Consider the following 13,592-nt stretch of genomic DNA (forward strand, 5'->3'; position numbering starts at 1 on the left):
CCCCGCCCCGTCCCCAGGAGAACCGCCATGCACTGGATCTACTTGCTGATCGCCATCGTCTTCGAGATCGCCTTCGCACTGGGCACCAACGCGACCAAGGGCTTCACCCGCCTGTGGCCCTCGGTGTTCACCCTGCTCGCCGCAGCGGGCGGCATCTTCACCCTCAGCCTGGCGCTGCGCACGCTCGACGTCGGTGTCGGCTACACCATCTGGACCGGCATCGGCTCGGTCGGCACCGTCGTCCTGGGCGCGCTGATCTACAAGGAGAAGATCACCCCGCCCAAGCTCGTCTCCTTCGCCGCCATCGTCGCGGGAGCCGTGGTGCTGCGCCTGGCCGCCGGAGCCTGACCGCGCCCTCCCGGGACGGGAAACCCGTCCCGGGACGCGGCTACGCGTCCCCGGCCGGTGCGCCCAGCACCAGCACGACCTGCTCGTCCTCCCCCTCCCCCACGGTGTCCGTCCGCTGGAAGCCGACCTTCTCCAGCAGCCGCACCGAGCCGGCGTTCACCGCGTACGGATCGGCGTACAAGGGGCGCGTCTCCTCCCGCTCCAGAAAGAGCCGCAGGGCCCGCGTGCCTATGCCCCGCCCCCAGTACTCGCGGCCGAACCAGTACCCGATGAACCGCCGGTCCCCGTGCCACCACGCCACCACATTGCCCGCGACCGCGCCCTCGACGGTGACGGCCTGCACGAAGACGGCGGGGTCCGCCAGAATCCTCGTCGTCCAGTGCGTCATGAAGGCCTCCCGCTCCCGAGGCGGGAACCGCGCCCGCCGCGCGGCCTCCGGATCATGCTCATAGGCGAGGAACACCTCCAGATCCCCCGAGCCGACATCCCGCATTCCCACCATTTCGCTCATGCGGCGAAGTCTGCCACCGGCCACTGACAGTCCGGCCCGGGCAGGACAGTCGCCCTGTGTAGGCTGCGTGGCCCCGGCCGGCCTGCGAGTTCGCAAGTGCATCGCAGGGCAAGGCGGTTGACCGCCGTGCCCTGCGGCAGCACATCGCGCGCAGGCCCACCCCGCCGGCCATCCCCGAGGAGTTGTGCCCCGTTGGTAGACATCGATGACATATGCGGCCACGCCGAACCTGCCTGGAAAGCCGAGGGTGACACCTTCCTGATGTGCGACCTCGGCGGCTCGGGCTTGCCCGGCCGCTGGGAGCAGCTCTGGGCGAAGCGGACGGGCACGGACGAGTTCGTCGTCTGCGCCATCCCGCTCTTCGCCGATGGCATCGCGCTGGGGGATCACGTCACGGCACGCCCGGCGCACGGATTCGACCTCGTGGTCGACTCCGTCGTGAGATCCGCCGGCAACGCCGTGCTGCGCGTCTACTTCCGGGAGGGGGCCGAGGTGTGGGAGACGCAGGACAGGCAGACGGAACTCATCCGGTCGGTCGGTGAGTTGGGTCTCCTGAGCGAGACCGGTCTGCTGGGTCACGTGGCGATCAGCTGCCCGTGGGACTCACCGCAGTACGGGGAACTCGAAAAGCTCCTGCACGCCTACACGCTGCTCGAATGGAGCGACTACGAGTCCGGCACCCGCCGTTGACCACCGGAGCCACGGGCCCGAGGTGATCACCGGCCGCCCGCGCACTCCGGTGGCGCGCGCCTCGCCGAGGGCGCCTTGCGGCCGGGCCGCGCGCCCCCCGAAGTGTCAGTGGCGGGTGCCAGGATCACCGGCATGACACCGCTCCGGCCCGGCGACCTGACCCGGCCCGTCCTCCGCACCGACCGCCACGACGACACGGCAGGGGAAGCCGCGTGCCAGGACGGGCGCCGGGCACTCCCCCGCCGCCGAACACGCCGAATACGCCGGGCACGCGGCCGGGACGGGCGTCTTCCGGCGCTGTCGACCGGGCCCGGGCCACCCGATGTCTAGAGGCCGCCTGAGTCCCCGTCCGGCAGGACGAGGCAGAGATAGGCGTGGAAAGCGGTGGCCGCCGCCAGCATCGCCAGGCCCCGTGCGGTGAGCCTGCGCCGCCACTCCTCCAGGGAGGCGGACAGGGCGTCGATGTCACCGGCCGACCGGATCTGCCGCACGACGGTCGCCACATGCTCCAGCGGGTAGCCGCCGCGGCGCAGCAGGTGGGCCAGTTCGGCGTCGCGGACGTCGTTCGCGCGGTAGACGCGGTAGCCGGTGGCCGGGTCGCGGGCGGGGGCGAGGATTCCGGCGTCCTCCCAGCCGCGCAGGGTCGCCGGGGTGACGCCGAGCCGGTGGGCCAGTTCGCCGATGGTGCGCGGGCCGCGCCGTGCCGGTAGGCCGGGGGCGGCGCGTGGTTCCGCCGCCGTGAGGTGGTCCACGGCCTCCCGTACGGCGTCGAGCGTCTCGCGGTCGCGGAGCGCCTGGCCGTGACCGCGGTCGACGGCGGCCAGCGCGTCGTCCACCGCGCCGCGGTGCAGGGCGTTCATGATGCGACCTGCGGCGCCGTGCCCGTGGGCGGTGACGAGGGCGAGGTACGCGCGGAGGGCCGCCGCGTGCGTGCGGGTGTAGATCCGGTAGCCGCTGGGCGTGCGCTCGGCGGGCGGGAGGAAGCCGTCCCGCTCGTAGTTGCGGACCGCCTGGGTCGAGATGCCGTGCTCGCGCGCGAGGTCGGTCGGTCTGAGTCTGCTCACCGCTTTGAGACTTTACCGCAGCGGGGAGGGGAGTTGAGCGGGGCAAGTCTCAACGGTGTGCCGTGCCGGTGTTCACCCCGTCCAGCGGGTCCCGGCGAACCGTGCCAGCGCCCCGGCCAGTTCCTCCCCCGGCCCGCCGCCGCGGCCGAGCGGCCACAGCGCCACCCACCCGCCGTCCGCGACCCGCATGCCCGGCCCCGGGACGACACCGGGGGCGAGCCGTACGTGGAGCATCGGCTCGTATCCGCCGCGCGCCCCCTCCCAGCCGCGCACGGCCACCTCGGCGATGTCGGCCCAGGCGAGGGCGAGCCGCCGGTCGCGGGAGACGACGGCGATCCAGTCCCCGTTCAGGTGCAGCTCCGCCGGGCGTCTGACCAGCGGCACCACGAGCAGGTCGAGCGCGGGCGGCAGCAGGAGGCACAGCGCGACGGCGGCCCAGGCCCACGTGCCCTCCGCCGCGGCCGCGCCGAGCGCGGCGGCGGTCCACAGCGGCACGTACAGCGCGGCCTGCCCGCGCCGGACGCGGGCGCCGGTGTGGCCGGTGAACCGCAGGTGGCCGGTGGCGTCGTCCGCCGACGGCCGGGGCCCGGCGCTCCGGAAGACGTACGCGCCCCCCGTCCGCCTCAAGAGCCCCGCGCGCGCCGCCTCTTCGAGGAACGCCAGGACGGCCCACGGCAGCGCGCCCGTCGCCGCCAGGACGGTCCGCGCCGTCAGCCACCGGCACCACGGGCTGAGCAGCAGCGCCGTGGCCGCCCCGGCGAGGGCGCCCCCGGCGGGCGGGGCGTGCCCGGCCGCCAGACCGGCGGCGACGGGCGCGGCGAACAGGGCCGTGAGCAGCGCGCTCGCCCGTTCGTCCCGCAGCAGGCGTACGGGCCCGGCGGCCAGGCCCGCCTCCGCCGGTATGCCGAGCGCCAGCGCGAGGGCGGCGCACGCCGCGGCGCTCACGGCGACCGGCGCGCCCCCGCCCAGGAACAGCAGCGGCAGGACCGCCAGCAGCACCGCCGCCCGGACGGCGGCGGCCGGTTCGGGGCGGCGCGGGCCGAACAGGGCGGTCGGCCGCCGGGGCTGCCCGTCCCGCGACAGGAACGCGAGGTGCGCCAGCAGCCCGCCCGCCACCCCGTACGCCGCGCCCGGCACGAGCAGCGGGAGCGCGGCGGACAACGCGAGCAGCACACCGCGCGCCACCGTCGCGCGCCGCGCGCGGTGGACCCGCCACCACGCGAACTCGTCCGTCCGCAGCCGTCTCAGCAGCCGCGCGAGCCGCGCCGCGTCGGCCTCCCGGCCGGGCGGCCCGGCCGGGCGCGGCGCGCGGGCGCCCCCAGGCTGTGCGCGCAGGACCGCGCAGGGGGCCGCCAGGTCGGCCAGCGTGCCGGGCCTGAGGAGGACGATCAGCGGGGCGCCCCCGTCCAGCGCCTGCCGGAGGCCGGTGAGCGCCATGTCCCGTGCGGAAGACGGCAGTTCGTCGATCCCGTCGAGAACGGGGAGCACCAGGCGGTCGCGTACGAGCCGCCGCGTCGCCGGGCGCCGCAGGCCGTCGCCGCGGCCGCCGTACTCCTGGGCGAGGCGCCGGGCGAGCCAGGTGTCGAGCGTTTCGAGCGCGGGATCCCAGGACGCGGCGGACAGGTGGACGGGCACGGGCCCCGGGAGGCGCAGGAGTTCGCGCGTGAGAAGGACGGCCAGGGACGTCTTCCCCGTGCCCGCCGCGCCCGTGACGGCCAGGCGGGGGCCGGGCAACGCGGCGACGGCGCGTGCCAGTTCGGCGAGGCCGTCGCCGTCACCCGCACCCTCGGCGCGCCAGTCGGCGGCCCAGGGGACGGTCGGCGCGTCCGGCCCGGCCAAGCCGAGCGCGTCCGCGTCCGCGCCCGCCCGCGCGTCGGCGAGCCGCGCCAACTCGCCCGCCGCACCGGCCCGTTCGGCCAGCCGCGCGCCGTACGCCGCGGTACCGCGCACGAGATACGTCGTCCCGCTCCCGCCGCCCATGCCGCCAACGTAGCGCGGGCGCGTCAGGCGGACGGCTCGCCGCCCGGGACGCGGTCGTAGGTGAGGAACGCGGTGCCGCCCGCCAGGACGGTGTGGTCGGTCAGCCGCCAGGCCGCGGGGCGGAAGGCGGCGCCGGCGCCGAAGAGCGGTATGCCGGTCCCGGCGGTCACCGGGTTGAGCTTGAGGACGAGGCGGTCGATCTCGTCGTACAGGACCCCGGCGAGCGTGGCGCCGCCGACGAGCCAGATGTCCTTGTCCCCTTCCTCGCGCTTCAACTCCCGGACCGTGGCGACCGGATCACCGGCGACGACCCGGACGCCGGGGTCGGGGCTCTCGCCGAGGGTGCGGGAGAAGACGACGTGCCGCAGGTGCGGGTACGCGTCGGTGAAGCCCGCGGCGAGGCCGATGTCGTAACTGCCGCGCCCCTCCACGACGGTGTCGAAGTGGGTGCCCTCCGCCTCCACGCCGAGGGCGGCGCGGGCCGGTCCCGGCAGGGTCTCGGGGTAGGTGGCGACGAGGTGCTCCACGTATTCGGGCGTCGGGACGAGGAGGCCGCCGGGGGCGGACGGGTCGGAGGCGTCGGGGGCGGCGATGAAGCCGTCGAGGGTGGCGGCGACGAGGTGGACGAGCTTGCGCATGCGGGTCCTTGCGTGGTCGGTGCGTCGGTGCGTGTACGGGCGGGGGTGTCAGCGGTCGGTGGCGGGCGCGCCGATGAGGCGGGCCACGGCCTCGCGGACCAGGTGGTCGCGTTCCTCGGCGGGGAACACGTCGGGGAGCGTGAGCTGTTCGGTGATCAGCCAGTTCATGGTCAGGAACATGAGGCGGACGAACGTCGCGTCGCCCGGCAGGCCGGCCCGCTCGTGCTGGGTGACGTTCTCGGCGACGTCGGCGCGGACCCGTTCGGTGAGCAGTTCGCGCAGGCGCGGCCGCCTGGTGGCTTCGAGGCGCAGCTCCAGCAGGGCGAGGGAGCCGGAGCCGAACGCCGCGATGCGCGCGAGCGTCTCGCCCAGCATCGCGGCGTAGCCCTCCTGGTCGTGCGCTCCGGCGAAGGCGGCGGCCAGTTGGTCCTCGCTCGGCCGGAGCCGTTCGTAGATCCGGGCGCCGGTCTGGACGAGCAGGTCGTCGCGGTTGCCGAAGTAGTTGGACGTGGTGCCGACCGGGACGGCCGCCTCCTTGTCCACCGCCCGCTGCGTCAGGCCGCGCGACCCCTCGCGGGCGAGGACCTCGATGGAGGCGTCGAGCAGGGCGGCGCGGCGGGCGGGGTTGCGGCGCATCGGCGTTCGTTCCTCGCGGTGTGAGGGGGCGGCTGGACACGCCAAGCAAAGCACTTCGCTTGAAGTGCGTCAAGTGGAGTACTTCAGCGGAGGAAGGCGAGGTCGTCGCCCCAGCCGTCGAGGACCGCGCCGTGGCCCGCCGCGCGGGCGGTCCGTTCCACGTCGCGGAAGAGCGCGCGCAGTCGGCCCGCCCCGCGCAGCCCCGTCAGCCGGGGCAGCAGCCGGTCGGCGGCCCACAGCGGGTCGCCGAGCGGGGCGTGCTCCAGCTCCCAGCGCAGGTACTTGTTGTACGGGCGCACCCGCCGGTGCAGCGCGAACAGCGCTTCGAGCGCGAACGGCACGGCCTCCGCCGCGTCCAGCAGCGCCGCCTCGGGGCGGCCGTCCCGGTGGCTCTTCAGCGCGCGGTACGTGGAGTTGGCGAACGCGTCGAGGAAACCGTCCGCCGCCTCCCGCGCCTCCGCCGCGTCCAGCGTGCGCTTGCGGTCGAGGACCGCGGCGATCCCGCCGTCCAGCCGGTCGCGCAGCACGGCGGCGTGCACGTAGCCGTAGCGCGACCAGGCCATGGGGTCGCCCGGCAGGCCGCGCCGCCGGAACTCGGCCAGGGGCATGACGACGAGGTCGAGGAGGGCGGAGCGGTGGCCGTCCTTCCCGTCGAAGGCGGACGGGCGGCCGTCCAGCGTGATGACGTGCACGTCGTCGTCGGAGTGGACGGTGGGCATCCCGGCGTGGACGCGGGAGCCGCTGAGGACGACACCGGCGACGGCGGGGTCGGCGTCGGCCAGGGCGAGGGCGGCGGCGAGGTCGCGGGGCATGGCGCCGGGGGCAGGGGAAGGCGAGGAAAGAGGCATGGTGAGATCTCCCGCAGGCGGTGGAGGCGTCGGGTGGCTGTGTGCTCGCGTGCGCGGCGGCCTGGGGCGGCCGCCGGGGAGGCTCATCTCACGCCTGGGACCGTAGAGGGCGGGGGCGCGGCGGGGCAACGGATTTCACGGGGGGGGCGCGGGGAAACGCCCGTCCGCGCGCCGTCCCCCCGAGGGGTGAGGGCGAAACGATCCGGCACGGCCGCGCCGCGTCGATCTGCATCCTTTCGGACAACCACATGCGTGACGCCCGTTCCGTCCCCCGCCGGAAGGACCACCGCCGATGTCAGGACCGCTCCCGCGACCCGCCCGCCTCGCCGCCGGAACGGCCGCCCTCGTCGCGTGCGCCGTGCTGGGTGCCGTCGCGGCGGCGGCGCCTGGTGACGGCGTGCCCGGGGGCGCGGCGCGCGCCGGGAGCGCGACGGCCGCCGCCGTCGTGGACGGCTCGGCCCGCCTCGTGCGCGGCCGGAACGTCGAGTCCGTCCGCGCGCCGGCCACCGGCGTCGTCTGCGTGCGGCTCGCCGACGGGATCGCGCCGGACGCGGTCGTGCCGCTCGTCACGGCGGTGCGCTCCGGCGACGGCGACGGCGCCGCCCCGCCCGCGCTCGCCGTCCTCGTCCACCCGGCACGCGCCTGCGACGGGGCGCGGGAGGTCGAAGTGGCGACGCACGACGCGGACGGGCGCCCCGCGCGCGCCGGTTTCATGCTCGTCGTGCCCTGAGCGCCGGAGCACACGCGGCCCCGGGCGCGCGCCCGGCCCACGCGTAGACTCGCCCGTATGGCAGTCGCGGCACGGGGACGCATCGACAAGCGCAAGGCGATCCTCGAAGGGGCGTTCGCCGTGTTCGCGCGCCGCGGCTACGCGCAGGCCTGCGTCCAGGAGATCGCGAACGAGGCGGGCGTCGCCAAGCCGACCGTCTACAGCCACCTCCAGGACAAGGCCACCCTCTTCCGGCACGCCATCGGCGCCGCCGCCGAGGCCTGCCTGCGCGAGCGGACCGCCGCCCTCGACCCGCTCGCCGCACCCGGCGACGACCTGGACGGGACGCTCCGCCGCGTCGGCCACCACCTCCTCGTCCTCCACGCCGACGCGCGCTCCTGCGCCCTGCGGCGCCTGCTGTACGCGGAGGTCACGCACTTCCCCGAGGTCCTGGACATCGCGAACGAGAGCGGCGCCCACCGTCTCACCGAGTCCCTCGCCGACCGCTTCGCCCGCCTCGCCCTGGCCGGGCGGCTGCGGGCGGGCGACCCGGCATCGGCGGCCGAGCAGTTCCTCGCGCTCCTCCTCGGCCCGATGGAGGCGCGCTCGCGGATGGGCACGCGGCCGGTCGCCGACGACGAGCTGCGCGCGGTCGCGGACGCCGCCACCGACACGTTCCTGCGCGCCTGGGGACCCGGCGCCGCGTGACCGCCCGCCGCGCCGTGCCCTTGGTACGGTGGGCGCCCGTCTCCGCCACCGACGCCGAGGAGCGCGCATGCGGGTCGTCCTGACCGGTGCCACCGGATTCGTCGGCTCGCGCGTCCTGCGGCGGCTGCTCGCCGAGGCGGGGGTCACCGGGGTCACCTGCCTGACGCGCCGCCCGCTCGACGTACGGTCCGACAAGCTCACCGTCGTGCGGATGGACGACTTCGCGCACTACGAGGACGCGCTCCTCGACCGGCTGGCCGGCCACCGGGCGTGCGTCTGGACGGTCGGCGGCAGCGCGTCCGCCGCGAAGGACCCGGTGGAGTACGAGCGGGTCACCCACACGTTCACCCTCGCCTTCGCGCGGGCGCTGGTGCCCCGGCTGACCGGGGAGTTCACCTTCTGCCACGTCAGCGCCAGGCGCCCCGGCCCCGGCGCGGCGGCGCGGCGCGCGACACGGGCGCCCAGGGACAGGACGGAGCAGGACCTGACCGCCCTCGCGCGCGGGCACGAGGGCTTCGTGCCGTACGCCTTCCGTCCCGGCGGGGTGCTGTCCGAACGGGCCGGGGCCGCCGGGCGGCTGCTGCTCGCGCCGTTCGGGGTGGGCGTCGGGGACCTGGCGACGGCCCTGGTGCGCGTGGCGTGCGGCGACGTCCCACCGCCGCCGCTGGTGCTGCGGAACGCGGACATCCGCCGCCTCGCGCGCTGACGGACTCCCTGTCACCTGCCGCGCAGCGCCGCCGCGAACCAGGCGAGGACCGGCGTCAGCGACGGCGGCACCGGCCATCCGTTGATGACCGCGAGGAGCTGCCAGTACCGCTCGGCGCGCGGGTCGTTGCCGACCTCCAGGCGGTCGAGGAGCCAGTGGCGCAGCCCGGTGTCGTCGGGGCGGCCGAACGTCTCCGCGTACCGGGCGGTGAGCGCGTCCAGGTAGGGCGCGGCCTCCGGCGAGCCGGGGGCCACCCCCCGCTCCAGCGCGGCGCCGACCGTCTCGCGGACGGCCTCGGTCAGCTCGTGGTGCAGGCCGGTGGAGTCGCCCTCGGCGCGCTGGGCCGCCTGGTGCTCGGCCATGCGGCGGACGGCGGCGCGGAAGCCGGGGTCCTGGGTGAGGCCGGCCAGTTCGACCCAGGCGTCGGCCTGCTGGGGGGTGGGGTCGTCGGGGAGGTCGGGCATGGCGGAGCGCATCATCGCGACGAACTCCGGGTTGGCGTCCAGGCCGCCGAACGTCTCGTCGATGAAGTCGTGCACGAGGCGGCGGCGCTGGTCGTCGGAGAGCTGGGCGAGGCGGTGCATGAAGTCGGTGTCCTCCTGTGTGGTGCCCCGGGCGGCGATCGCCCGCAGGGCGGCGCGGCGCAGGCGCAGGGTGCGGATCTGGAGGCCGAGGGCGTCGGCGTGCGCGGCGGCGACCTCGGGCACGGTCAGCTCGCGGGCGAGGACGCGCCGGGTCGTCGCGAGGTCCACGCCGAGGTCGCGCAGGGTGCGGACGAGGGCGAGGCGGGCGAGGGCGGCGTCGTAGAGCCGGTAGCCGGCGGGGCTGCGGCCGGTCGGCGGCACGAGTCCCTCGTCGGACCAGAACCGGACGGTGCGCACGGACAGGCCGGTGCGGCGGGCCAGTTCGCCGATGGTGAGGAGCGGGTCGCCGTTCATGCGGACCACCCTGGCGCCTCCACCGGCTGGAGACTCAAGCCCGTTCCGCGCGGGTTCGGGAAACGGACACCACCGTGACTGTCAGTGACGCCGGGTAGCCTCGGGCGCATGGACGGAATCTCCGGCACGACACCCGCCGACCGGCGGCGCTCACGCCTCGCCGAAGCCGGTCTGTGGGGTCTGGTCCTGGCCGGGATGCTCAGCATCAACATGTCGTGGACGCAGGACGGCAACTACTTCCTGGCGCTGATCGGCGGCACGCTGGCCACCGCCGTCGTCAACCACCACGCGCCGCCCGCCGCCCTCGCCCTCGCGGTGGCGCTGGCCTCCTGGGACGACCGCTGCTACGCGGTGGTGGCCCTGGTCGCCTTCCTGGCGGGACGGCGCCCGGCGCGACGGCCGGGCGCGGTCGTCTGGGTCGCCTGCGCGATCGTCCCGGCCTCGGTGACGCCCCTCCTGGAGGGCGACCCCCTGCGCGGCCTGCTCCTGATACCCGTCGAACTGCTGGGCCTGGCCGTCCTCCCCTGGCTCGTCGGCCGCTACACCCACCAGCGCGTCCTGCTCGACGAGGCCGGATGGGCGCGCGCCGACCAGCTCGAACACGAGCAGCGGATGATCGCCGAGCAGACCAGGCTGCGCGAACGGGCCCGAATAGCCCAGGACATGCACGACTCCCTGGGCCACGACCTGGGGCTGCTCGCGGTGCGCGCCGCCGTCCTGGAGATGACGCCAGGCCTCGACGAGAAGGTGCGCGCCCAGGCCGCCGAACTGCGGGCGGGGGCGGGCGCGGCGACCGAGCGGCTGCACGAGATCATCGGCGTCCTGCGCGAGGACGGCGCGGACCCGGCCCCGGTCACCCCCGGCCCGGAGACGCCCGAGGAACTCGTGGAACGCTGCCTCGCGTCCGGCATGACCGTCACGCTGGAGCGCACCGGCGAGCCGGACGCGCTGTCCCCGATGGCCGCCCACGCGCTGCACCGCGTCGTGCAGGAGTCGCTGACGAACGCGGCGAAGCACGCGCCGGGCGCCCCCGTCCGCCTGCGGGTCGCGTACGGCGAGGACGCCACGGACGTGCGCGTCGCCAGCGAACCGCCCGTCACGGCGCCGGAGGCCGCGCCCGGCAGCGGGCACGGACTCACGGGACTGCGGGAACGGGCGCGGCTCCTCGGCGGCACGCTGGACGCGGGCCCCGGCGACGGCGGCGGCTTCGTCGTCACCGCCCGCCTGCCGCACGAGCCCGCCCCGGCGGCCGCCGATGACCCGCGGGACGACCGCGCGACGCCGGAACGGCTCGTGCAGCACCGCCGCACCCTGCGGCGCGGCTTCGTGAAGGCGGCCGCCCTGACCGTGGGCGGGCTGGCGCTCGCCGCGTCCGTCTTCACCTTCGTGTCCGGCGTCCCGAGCGTGTCGCCGGAGGAGTACGCCTCGTTCGCCCTCGGCACGGCGCGCTCCGAGCTGGCGGACGACCTGCCGGGCAGCCAGTACCAGGCGCGGCCCGACCGCGAACCCCCGGGCCCGGCCGGGTCGGTCTGCGAGTACTACGGCGCGGGCGAGAGCTACTCGCCGAGCCACGTCTACCGCCTCTGCTTCCGCGACGGCCGCCTCGTGTCGAAGGACCGCATACCGCTGGAGGCACCCGAACCGGACCACGGCTGAACGGCGGCGGGACACGCCCCGCCGCGGCGCGTGTCAGGCGACGGCGCCGTAGATGTCACAGGTCGAGGCGATCGTCTTCCCGTTGTCCGAGACACAGACCGTGATCCACAGGTGCGTGTCCTCGGCGTAGGACAGGTTGAAGTCCTTGTAGGTGCCCGCCCCCTGCGAGTTGCGGTAGTAGCGGGCGGAGCCGCCGTCCGGCTCGATCATGGCCACGATCCCGGCCCCGTCCGCCTTGTGGTCGTAGATCCGGAGGATCTCACCGTGAGAGACGAATTCGAACGATCCCGCGCGGTAGACGAACCCGCCGCCCACCTTGGTATGGCCCCACGCGTTCGCGTGGGCGGACGTCGCGGTGCCCAGGGCGAGCGCCATCGCGGCGGCGACACTTCCAGCGGCCATCAATACACGTTTGGTCATGCGAACTCTTCCGTCGATGAGAAGGCGCCACGCACGCGGAACCGCCCACGTCGGCGCCTGTGCCAACGCAATCGACCCTAAACGTAGTTGACATGTCCTCAAACCCGTTTCCTCCATCGGGCAACACCGCGCGGGGCGGGGCCGCGTAGGCTGAGGGGGTGAGCGACACGCAGCAGGCCGCCCGGCGTGCCGAGCCCGTGCGGGTGCTCCTCGCCGAGGACGAGCCCATGATCAGGGCCGGTATCCGCGCCATCCTGGAGATGACACCCGGGTTCGAGGTCGTCGCCGAGGCGGGGGACGGGCAGGAGGCCGTGGAACTCGCCCGCGCGCACCGCCCCGACGTGGCCGTCCTCGACGTGCGGATGCCCCGCCTCGACGGGCTGAGCGCCACCGTCGAGCTGCGCCGCGCGGTGCCGGACACGGCGGTCGTCATCCTCACCACCTTCGGCGAGGACGACTACATCGTCCGTGCGCTCGACAGCGGCGCAACGGGCTTCCTGCTCAAGTCGGGCGACCCCCGCGAACTGATCGCCGGACTGCGCGCGGCCGCCGACGGCGCCGCCTACCTCTCCCCCAAGGTCGCCAAGCGCGTCATCGACCGCCTCGGCAGGACCGCGCCCCGGCACGACACCGGCGCGGCCGACCGGATCGCGGCCCTCACCGCCCGCGAACGCGAGGTCCTCGCCCTCGTCGGCGCGGGCCTGTCCAACGCCGAGATCGCCCGCCGCCTCCACCTGGTCGAGGGCACGGTGAAGGCGCACGTGTCGGCGATCTTCACCGCCCTCGACGTCCGCAACCGCGTGCAGGCCGCCGTCCTCGCCCACAAGGCGGGCATCGTCGCCGACGCCTGAACGCGCGGCGGACCGGCGCGCGAGCCGCAGCCGCAGCCCGCACGCCGGTCGCCGTCTCCCGTGTCAGACGTCCCGCCGCCGCAGCGCCGCCCAGCCCGCGACCTGCGCGGCCACGGCCCACAGCGCCAGCACCACGCCCGCCACCGCCGGATGCAGTACGTCGTCCTCGCCGGACAGCAGGATCATCCCGGCGCGCCCCGGCAGGTACTCGGTACCGCTCGCCGTCAGGATCAGCGGCAGCGCGACCATGACGCTCAGGACGGTGCTCAGCGTGCCCGCCGTGCTGCGGATCCATGCCGCGACCCCGACCGTGATCACGGACGTCAGCGCCACGTAGACGGTGATCACCAGCCCGTCCCCCACCATCGACGCCGCGTCCCCCGTCCCCTGGTCGCCGAGCGCCAGCGCGCCTGCCGCGATCCCGACGGCCGCGAGCACCGCCCCCAGTACGACGGAGACCCCGCCCACCACCGCCGTCTTGGCCAGCAGCACACGCCCCCGCGACGGATCGGCCGTCAGCGTCAACCGCATCGCGCCCGTCGCGAACTCCGACGTCATCAGCAGCATCGCCAGCGCGACGATCCCGAACTGCGCGATCACCACCGACTCCAGGGCGGGCTCGCCCCGCGCCATCGTCAGCCCGTCCGTGGCGTCGCCGGTCTCGACGTCGCCGGAGAAGTCGATCCCCAGCACCATGGACGAGAACGCCATCAGCCCCACCGCGCACACCACCGACCACCACGTGGAGCGCACCGTCCAGAACTTGATCCACTCCGAGCCGAGCGCGCCGCGCCAGGCGGACACCCCCGCGCCGGGCACCGTACGCGGCACCGTACCGCTCATCGCCATCTCTTCCTCCGCTTCCTCTCCGCTTCCTCGCCCGGGCCCT

Annotated in this window: 16 protein-coding genes; 7 read left to right on the top strand and 9 right to left on the bottom strand. The window is 75.4% G+C overall.

Annotation, left to right across the window (positions count from 1 at the left end; genetic code table 11):
• The first annotated feature begins 27 nt into the window (after window positions 1–27).
• Window positions 28–348 carry a multidrug efflux SMR transporter gene (locus ACIBPC_RS19465; RefSeq protein ID WP_362963664.1) on the top strand — a complete coding sequence of 107 codons (321 nt, stop codon included), beginning with the start codon at window positions 28–30 and terminating at the stop codon, window positions 346–348.
• A gap of 40 nt (window positions 349–388) precedes the next feature.
• On the opposite strand, the gene ACIBPC_RS19470 is transcribed toward ACIBPC_RS19465, so the two are convergent.
• Window positions 389–859: a GNAT family N-acetyltransferase gene (locus ACIBPC_RS19470; RefSeq protein ID WP_398846260.1), complete on the bottom strand. Its 471-nt coding sequence runs from the start codon at window positions 857–859 to the stop codon at window positions 389–391.
• Between the two features lie 192 nt (window positions 860–1,051).
• On the opposite strand from ACIBPC_RS19470, the gene ACIBPC_RS19475 reads away from it, so the two are divergent.
• A complete protein-coding gene (locus ACIBPC_RS19475; protein WP_398846263.1) occupies window positions 1,052–1,549 on the top strand; it encodes a DUF4265 domain-containing protein in 498 nt (165 codons plus the stop codon).
• 326 nt (window positions 1,550–1,875) lie between these two features.
• Here the strand turns inward: ACIBPC_RS19475 and ACIBPC_RS19480 are convergent, their stop codons facing one another.
• The 5 genes from ACIBPC_RS19480 to ACIBPC_RS19500 form a co-directional block, all read right to left on the bottom strand.
• Window positions 1,876–2,613 carry a TioE family transcriptional regulator gene (locus tag ACIBPC_RS19480; protein WP_398846266.1) on the bottom strand — a complete coding sequence of 246 codons (738 nt, stop codon included), beginning with the start codon at window positions 2,611–2,613 and terminating at the stop codon, window positions 1,876–1,878.
• A 72-nt stretch (window positions 2,614–2,685) separates the two neighbouring features.
• Window positions 2,686–4,593 carry a hypothetical protein gene (locus ACIBPC_RS19485; RefSeq protein WP_398846269.1) on the bottom strand — a complete coding sequence of 636 codons (1,908 nt, stop codon included), beginning with the start codon at window positions 4,591–4,593 and terminating at the stop codon, window positions 2,686–2,688.
• Between the two features lie 23 nt (window positions 4,594–4,616).
• On the bottom strand, window positions 4,617–5,231 hold the full coding sequence (locus ACIBPC_RS19490; protein WP_362963652.1) for a dihydrofolate reductase family protein: 615 nt from the start codon (window positions 5,229–5,231) through the stop codon (window positions 4,617–4,619).
• A 48-nt stretch (window positions 5,232–5,279) separates the two neighbouring features.
• Window positions 5,280–5,867: a TetR/AcrR family transcriptional regulator gene (locus tag ACIBPC_RS19495; RefSeq protein WP_398846272.1), complete on the bottom strand. Its 588-nt coding sequence runs from the start codon at window positions 5,865–5,867 to the stop codon at window positions 5,280–5,282.
• Between the two features lie 83 nt (window positions 5,868–5,950).
• Window positions 5,951–6,715, bottom strand: coding sequence for a hypothetical protein (locus ACIBPC_RS19500; RefSeq protein ID WP_362963648.1), 765 nt, complete (start codon window positions 6,713–6,715; stop codon window positions 5,951–5,953).
• 292 nt (window positions 6,716–7,007) lie between these two features.
• Here ACIBPC_RS19500 and ACIBPC_RS19505 point away from each other — a divergent pair, with 292 nt between their 5' ends.
• The 3 genes from ACIBPC_RS19505 (at window position 7,008) to ACIBPC_RS19515 (ending at window position 8,838) form a co-directional block, all read left to right on the top strand.
• Window positions 7,008–7,445 carry a hypothetical protein gene (locus tag ACIBPC_RS19505; RefSeq protein WP_398846275.1) on the top strand — a complete coding sequence of 146 codons (438 nt, stop codon included), beginning with the start codon at window positions 7,008–7,010 and terminating at the stop codon, window positions 7,443–7,445.
• A gap of 57 nt (window positions 7,446–7,502) precedes the next feature.
• A complete protein-coding gene (locus ACIBPC_RS19510) occupies window positions 7,503–8,132 on the top strand; it encodes a TetR/AcrR family transcriptional regulator (protein ID WP_362963644.1) in 630 nt (209 codons plus the stop codon).
• Window positions 8,133–8,199: 67 nt separating this feature from the next.
• A complete protein-coding gene (locus tag ACIBPC_RS19515) occupies window positions 8,200–8,838 on the top strand; it encodes an NAD-dependent epimerase/dehydratase family protein (protein ID WP_398846278.1) in 639 nt (212 codons plus the stop codon).
• 11 nt (window positions 8,839–8,849) lie between these two features.
• On the opposite strand, the gene ACIBPC_RS19520 is transcribed toward ACIBPC_RS19515, so the two are convergent.
• Window positions 8,850–9,776: a MerR family transcriptional regulator gene (locus tag ACIBPC_RS19520; RefSeq protein WP_398846281.1), complete on the bottom strand. Its 927-nt coding sequence runs from the start codon at window positions 9,774–9,776 to the stop codon at window positions 8,850–8,852.
• Window positions 9,777–9,884: 108 nt separating this feature from the next.
• Between ACIBPC_RS19520 and ACIBPC_RS19525 the strand changes: the two genes are divergently transcribed.
• Complete coding sequence (locus ACIBPC_RS19525) at window positions 9,885–11,432, top strand: sensor histidine kinase (RefSeq protein ID WP_398846284.1); 1,548 nt, start codon at window positions 9,885–9,887, stop codon at window positions 11,430–11,432.
• A gap of 33 nt (window positions 11,433–11,465) precedes the next feature.
• Here ACIBPC_RS19525 and ACIBPC_RS19530 read toward each other — a convergent pair whose 3' ends face one another.
• Window positions 11,466–11,834: a hypothetical protein gene (locus ACIBPC_RS19530; protein ID WP_398846287.1), complete on the bottom strand. Its 369-nt coding sequence runs from the start codon at window positions 11,832–11,834 to the stop codon at window positions 11,466–11,468.
• A 245-nt stretch (window positions 11,835–12,079) separates the two neighbouring features.
• On the opposite strand from ACIBPC_RS19530, the gene ACIBPC_RS19535 reads away from it, so the two are divergent.
• Window positions 12,080–12,703: a response regulator gene (locus ACIBPC_RS19535; RefSeq protein ID WP_398846572.1), complete on the top strand. Its 624-nt coding sequence runs from the start codon at window positions 12,080–12,082 to the stop codon at window positions 12,701–12,703.
• 63 nt (window positions 12,704–12,766) lie between these two features.
• On the opposite strand, the gene ACIBPC_RS19540 is transcribed toward ACIBPC_RS19535, so the two are convergent.
• Complete coding sequence (locus ACIBPC_RS19540) at window positions 12,767–13,546, bottom strand: hypothetical protein (RefSeq protein ID WP_398846290.1); 780 nt, start codon at window positions 13,544–13,546, stop codon at window positions 12,767–12,769.
• Between the last annotated feature and the right edge of the window lie 46 nt (window positions 13,547–13,592).

Source organism: Streptomyces sp. NPDC049879 (assembly GCF_044461265.1).
Classification (GTDB): Bacteria; Actinomycetota; Actinomycetes; order Streptomycetales; family Streptomycetaceae; genus Streptomyces.

Bases quoted from the DNA above. Each gene is read 5' to 3' on its own strand.
- ACIBPC_RS19495 (WP_398846272.1), bottom strand. From the start codon at position 5,867: ATGCGCCGCAACCCCGCCCGCCGCGCCGCCCTGCTCGACGCCTCCATC.
- ACIBPC_RS19520 (WP_398846281.1), bottom strand. From the start codon at position 9,776: ATGAACGGCGACCCGCTCCTCACCATCGGCGAACTGGCCCGCCGCACC.
- ACIBPC_RS19500 (WP_362963648.1), bottom strand. From the start codon at position 6,715: ATGCCTCTTTCCTCGCCTTCCCCTGCCCCCGGCGCCATGCCCCGCGAC.
- ACIBPC_RS19540 (WP_398846290.1), bottom strand. From the start codon at position 13,546: ATGAGCGGTACGGTGCCGCGTACGGTGCCCGGCGCGGGGGTGTCCGCC.
- ACIBPC_RS19515 (WP_398846278.1), top strand. From the start codon at position 8,200: ATGCGGGTCGTCCTGACCGGTGCCACCGGATTCGTCGGCTCGCGCGTC.
- ACIBPC_RS19470 (WP_398846260.1), bottom strand. From the start codon at position 859: ATGAGCGAAATGGTGGGAATGCGGGATGTCGGCTCGGGGGATCTGGAG.
- ACIBPC_RS19505 (WP_398846275.1), top strand. From the start codon at position 7,008: ATGTCAGGACCGCTCCCGCGACCCGCCCGCCTCGCCGCCGGAACGGCC.
- ACIBPC_RS19525 (WP_398846284.1), top strand. From the start codon at position 9,885: ATGGACGGAATCTCCGGCACGACACCCGCCGACCGGCGGCGCTCACGC.
- ACIBPC_RS19490 (WP_362963652.1), bottom strand. From the start codon at position 5,231: ATGCGCAAGCTCGTCCACCTCGTCGCCGCCACCCTCGACGGCTTCATC.
- ACIBPC_RS19530 (WP_398846287.1), bottom strand. From the start codon at position 11,834: ATGGCCGCTGGAAGTGTCGCCGCCGCGATGGCGCTCGCCCTGGGCACC.
- ACIBPC_RS19510 (WP_362963644.1), top strand. From the start codon at position 7,503: ATGGCAGTCGCGGCACGGGGACGCATCGACAAGCGCAAGGCGATCCTC.
- ACIBPC_RS19465 (WP_362963664.1), top strand. From the start codon at position 28: ATGCACTGGATCTACTTGCTGATCGCCATCGTCTTCGAGATCGCCTTC.
- ACIBPC_RS19485 (WP_398846269.1), bottom strand. From the start codon at position 4,593: ATGGGCGGCGGGAGCGGGACGACGTATCTCGTGCGCGGTACCGCGGCG.
- ACIBPC_RS19535 (WP_398846572.1), top strand. From the start codon at position 12,080: ATGATCAGGGCCGGTATCCGCGCCATCCTGGAGATGACACCCGGGTTC.